Origin of the sequence: Mycobacterium sp. shizuoka-1, assembly GCF_002723835.1 — a bacterium.
Taxonomy (GTDB): domain Bacteria; phylum Actinomycetota; class Actinomycetes; order Mycobacteriales; family Mycobacteriaceae; genus Mycobacterium.
Map to the genome: position 1 here is coordinate 34,804 of NZ_BEWG01000046.1, position 4,843 is coordinate 39,646.

The 4,843-nt window shown below is 69.7% G+C and carries 6 protein-coding genes; 5 read left to right on the forward strand and 1 reads right to left on the reverse strand.

Features of this window, described 5'->3' with window-relative positions; genetic code table 11:
• The coding region (locus MSZK_RS14625) for a DUF4190 domain-containing protein (protein ID WP_142389929.1) at positions 1-332 on the forward strand (332 nt) is incomplete at its 5' end.
• A gap of 4 nt (positions 333-336) precedes the next feature.
• Positions 337-795 (forward strand): DUF4190 domain-containing protein, encoded by a 459-nt coding sequence (locus MSZK_RS14630; protein ID WP_099248928.1) that lies wholly within the window; start codon positions 337-339, stop codon positions 793-795.
• On the opposite strand, the gene MSZK_RS14635 is transcribed toward MSZK_RS14630, so the two are convergent.
• On the reverse strand, positions 796-1,764 hold the full coding sequence (locus MSZK_RS14635) for a CoA ester lyase (protein WP_099248930.1): 969 nt from the start codon (positions 1,762-1,764) through the stop codon (positions 796-798).
• 24 nt (positions 1,765-1,788) lie between these two features.
• On the opposite strand from MSZK_RS14635, the gene MSZK_RS14640 reads away from it, so the two are divergent.
• The 3 genes from MSZK_RS14640 to MSZK_RS14650 form a co-directional block, all read left to right on the forward strand.
• Complete coding sequence (locus MSZK_RS14640) at positions 1,789-3,096, forward strand: magnesium transporter MgtE N-terminal domain-containing protein (protein ID WP_099248932.1); 1,308 nt, start codon at positions 1,789-1,791, stop codon at positions 3,094-3,096.
• Positions 3,093-3,650 carry a DUF1003 domain-containing protein gene (locus MSZK_RS14645; protein ID WP_099248934.1) on the forward strand — a complete coding sequence of 186 codons (558 nt, stop codon included), beginning with the start codon at positions 3,093-3,095 and terminating at the stop codon, positions 3,648-3,650. Before MSZK_RS14640 ends, MSZK_RS14645 begins: the two co-directional genes overlap by 4 nt.
• A gap of 145 nt (positions 3,651-3,795) precedes the next feature.
• Positions 3,796-4,843, forward strand: a 1,048-nt coding sequence (locus tag MSZK_RS14650; RefSeq protein ID WP_233211315.1) for a lytic transglycosylase domain-containing protein, incomplete at its 3' end; no start/stop codon positions are given.

The window sequence follows — 4,843 nt, forward strand, 5'->3', positions numbered from 1 at the left end:
GCGGCTACGGCGCCCCCGGCTATCCGCCACCCGGTGGCGGATACCCCCCGCCGCCGCAGTACGGCGGGGCGCCCGGCGGCTACGGTTATTCCGCTGGCTATCCCGCTCCGGCGTCGGGAACCAACACTCTGGCGATCTCCTCGCTGGTCGCCTCGGTCGTGGGATTGTTGTGCGGGATCGGCTCGATCATCGGCATCGTGCTCGGTGTCGTCGCACTCAACCAGATCAAGCAATCCCGTCAGGGCGGGTACGGCCTGGCTATCGCCGGGATCGTGGTCGGGGTGGCATCGTTGGTCATCAGCATGATCTGGGCCGTTTACGCCTGGTCCTGATCCGATGACGACTCCCCCGCTGCCGGAGGGCACCCCGCCGCCCGCCGATCCCTACGCCCCGGTGGACTATCCGGCCCACTACCCGCCGATGCCGCCGCCGGTCTACCCGGCCCCGACTGGCTATCCCTACCCGCCGCCCAGCTACCCCGGCTACGGCGGCTACCCGGCCGATCCCTACGACCCGTACCGGCCGACCAAGCCGCCGGGTACCAACGGCAAGGCGATCGCAGCGCTGGTCACCTCGCTGGCCGGCCTGATGCTGTGCGGGCTGCCCTCGATCGCCGGGATCATCCTCGGCATCGTCGCCATGCGCGAAACCAAGCGCACCGGCCAGGACGGCTTCGGTCTCGCGGTCGCCGGGGTGGCCGTCGGCGCCGTGGTCGTCGTGGGTTATGTGCTCTGGTTCGCGTTCTGGGTCGTCGTCGCGGCCAACGTCCCGTCGTCCCCCGACTACTACCCGTAACTAGGTAGGCGGCACAAAGCGCCCGCCTTCGCGCGCCATCCCGGCCGCGCGGCCCTTGGCGGCGATCACCAACGCCATCTTGCGGCTGGCCTCGTCGATCATCTCGTCGCCGAGCATCACCGCGCCCCGCGCGCCGCCGGCGCTCGAGGTGTGCCACTCGTAGGCCTCGAGGATGAGCTCGGCATGGTCGTACTCGGCTTGGCGAGGACTGAAAATCTCGTTGCCCGCGTCGATCTGATCGGGATGCAGAACCCATTTGCCGTCATAGCCCAGCGCCGCAGCCCGCCCGGCCACCCGCCGGAACGCAGGCACGTCGCGCACCTTCAGGTAGGGCCCGTCGATCGCCGCGATCCCGTGCGCGCGCGCCGCCACCAGGATCGTCATCAAGACGTGGTGGTAGGCGTCGCCGACGTCGTAGCCCTCGGGTTGCTCGCCCACCACCAGAGTGCGCATGTTGAGGCTGGCCATCAGGTCCGCCGGTCCGAGCACCAGGGCCTGCACCCGGGGTGCGCCGGCGATGGCGTCGATGTTGGTCAAGCCCTTGGCATCTTCGATCTGCGCGTCGATCCCGATCCGCCCGACCGGCAGACCGTGCGTCAGCTCGAGCTGGGTCAGCAAAAGGTCCAGGGCGTGCACGTGGCTGGCGTCGGTCACCTTGGGCAACACCACCACGTCGAGGTGACCGTCGCGCGCGGATGCGACCGCGGACACCACGTCGATGACGTCGGCATGCGTCCACGGTGTGGTCCAGTCGTTGACCCGCACCCCGCGCAACTGGCCCGCCCAGCCCGGGCTTGCCAGGGCCGCGCCAACCTGTTTGCGGGCCTGCGCCTTGGCATCTGGCGCCACCGCGTCCTCGAGGTCGAGGAACACCTCGTCGGCGGGTAAACCCTTGGCCTTCTCGATCATCTTGAGATTGCTGCCCGGAACCGACAGGCACGTTCGACGGGGTCGATAGGCGTTATCCACGCCTACACTCCTACCCTTTGAGTCATGGCGTCGGTGAACAGGGTGTACGCGGCGCGACTGGCCGGGCTGGTCGTGCTGGGACCGGACGGAGAATCCCTCGGGCGCGTCCGCGACGTCGTGATCAGTATGAGCATCGTGCGCCAGCAACCCCGAGTCCTCGGCCTGGTGGTCGAAATGCTCACGCGCCGAAGGATTTTCGTCCCGATCCTGCGAGTCACCGCGATCGAGCCGAACGCGGTGACGCTCAACACCGGCAACGTGTCGCTGCGCCGGTTCGCCCAGCGCCCCGGCGAAGTGCTGGTGTTGGGGCAGGTGCTCGACAGCCGGGTCCGGGTCGACGATCCCGAACTGCCGCAGATGGCCGGGGTGGACGTGAACGTTGTCGACCTGGGCATCGAGCAGATCCGTACCCGCGACTGGGTCGTCACCCGGGTGGCCGTGCGCAGCCACCGCCGGCTGGGCCGCCGCTCGACGGTTCAGGTGGTCGATTGGCACAACGTGGCCGGGCTGACCCCGTCCGCGCTCGCGATGCCCGGCCAGGGGGTGGCGCAGTTGCTGCACCAGTTCGAGGGACAACGCCCGATCGAGGTGGCCGACGCGATCCGCGACCTGCCCGCCAAACGCCGCACCGAGGTGATCAACGCCCTCGACGACGAGCGGCTGGCCGACATCCTGCAGGAGCTGCCCGAGGACGACCAGACCGTCCTGCTGCTCCAGCTCGACACCGAGCGGGCGGCCGACGTGCTCGAGGCCATGGACCCCGACGACGCCGCCGACCTTCTCGGCGTGCTGAACCCGACCGAGGCCGAGGTGCTGCTGCGCCGGATGGACCCGGAAGACTCCGAACCGGTGCGCCGCCTGCTGAGCCACTCGCCGGACACCGCGGGTGGTCTGATGACCTCCGATCCGGTGGTCGTCGCCCCCGACACCACCGTCGCCGAGGCGCTGGCCCGGGTGCGCGATCCCGACCTGACGCCGGCGCTGTCGTCGCTGGTGTTCGTGGTTCGGCCGCCGACGGCCACCCCCACCGGTCGCTACCTGGGCTGCGTGCATCTGCAGGCGCTGCTGCGCGAACCGCCCGCCAACCTGGTCAGCGGCATCGTCGACACCGACCTGCCCAACCTGAGCCCGGGCACCTCGCTGGCCGGGGTGACCCGGTATTTCGCCGCCTACAATCTGGTCTGCGGTCCGGTGGTCGACGAGCAGAACCATCTGCTCGGCGCCGTGACCGTCGACGACGTGCTTGACCATCTGCTGCCCGACGACTGGCGGGAAAGCTTCGAGGAACCGCAACTGCCCGATCCGGTGACCAGCGCAGAGGGGACGACATGAGCGACCTGTCTGCGCGTCAGCGGCTCGACACCCCCCGCACCTCGCGCCGGCCGTCGTTCAACCTCGACACCGAGGCCGTCGGCAAGTTCAGTGAATCGATCGCCCGCTTCCTGGGCACCGGGCGCTACCTGGCCTGGCAGACGATCATCGTCATCGTCTGGATCGCCCTGAACCTGTTCGCCGTGCGCTGGCAGTGGGATCCCTACCCGTTCATCCTGCTGAACCTGGCGTTCTCCACCCAGGCCGCCTACGCCGCACCGCTGATCCTGCTGGCCCAGAACCGGCAGGAGAACCGCGACCGGGTCTCGCTCGAAGAGGACCGGCGGCGCTCCGAACAGACCAAGGCCGACACCGAGTTCCTGGCCCGCGAGCTGGCCTCGCTGCGGCTGGCGGTCGGCGAAGTGGCCACCCGCGACTACCTACGCCGCGAGCTCGAGGAGATCCGCGAGTTGCTGGAATCGCTGACCGCCGACAACGGCGGCAAGACCAAGAAGGACAAGACCAAGAAAGCCCGCCCGCCCATCGAGCCCGAGGTCGAGGAGTCGAGCTCGTGACAAAGGTGACCAATGGATACCACTGAGGTCACGAAGGTATGTATGGTGACTTGGTTCACAAGCGGATGCATTTGTTGAGGACGGACGAGTGGGCATAGGAAACCGCGTCAGCCGGATGGTGCGGAAACCTGCGTTCGGAGTCGTCGTGCTCACCCCCGTCGTCCTCGCCGGCGCAGTCGGGGCGGCCCCCGACCTGCCCAAGGCGCCGGTCGTCGGCACCGAGGTCACCCCGCTGGCGGCCGTCTCGCCGCAGACCGACACGTCCGGTGCCACCGTCGTCGCGCTCTCCAAGCAGCCGACCAACTTCCACTTCGCGGCGGCGACTCCGTCGGTTCCGCCGCCGGCCATCGTCCTGAACTCCCCGGGATCCATGCGGATCCCCGCGGTACCGCTGGCCGCCTACCGCAACGCCGAGCAGGCGATGGCCGTCACCGCGCCGGGCTGCGGGCTGAGCTGGAACCTGCTGGCCGGCATCGGCCGGATCGAATCCATGCATGCCAACGGCGGTGCCACCGACGCGCGCGGCACCGCGATCAGCCCGATCTACGGCCCGAGCCTGGACGGCACCCTGGCGGGCAACGAGGTGATCGTGCAGACCGTGCAGGCCGGGCGCCCGGTCTACGCACGGGCGATGGGTCCCATGCAGTTCCTGCCGGGCACGTGGTCGCGCTACGCCGCCGACGGCGACGGGGACGGCAAGGCCGACCCGCAGAACGTGTACGACGCGGCGCTGGCCGCGGCCCGCTACCTGTGCAGTGGCGGGTTGAACCTGCGCAACCAGTCCCAGGTGCTGACCGCGATCCTGCGGTACAACAACTCGATGGCCTACGCCCAGAACGTGCTGGGCTGGGCGGCCGCGTACGCCACCGGCGTCGAGCCGGTGGATCTGCCGCCGATCGTCGGGCCGGTGCCCGCACTCGGCGATGCTCACCTGGACAACCCCGAAGGCCTTGGTCCGGGGCTGCCGCTGAACGCGATCGGGCTGCCCTCCAGCGATCCGCTCACCCAGGTGCCGCTGATCAATCTGGGCAGCACGGAATCGGCCGGATCGCTGGCGCTGGGGCCGCTGCCCGGGCCCGCGAGTGCGATGCCCGGGCTGCCCTGCCAGGTGATCTGCCTGGGCACCCAGGCTCCGCCACCGGTCGAGCCGGCCGCCGACGTGCCCGACGCGCCACCGCCGTGGCAGCCGCCCT

Excerpts from the sequence above, each read along its gene's own strand:
- MSZK_RS14640 (WP_099248932.1), top strand. The coding sequence starts at position 1,789 with ATGGCGTCGGTGAACAGGGTGTACGCGGCGCGACTGGCCGGGCTGGTC.
- MSZK_RS14630 (WP_099248928.1), top strand. The coding sequence starts at position 337 with ATGACGACTCCCCCGCTGCCGGAGGGCACCCCGCCGCCCGCCGATCCC.
- MSZK_RS14645 (WP_099248934.1), top strand. The coding sequence starts at position 3,093 with ATGAGCGACCTGTCTGCGCGTCAGCGGCTCGACACCCCCCGCACCTCG.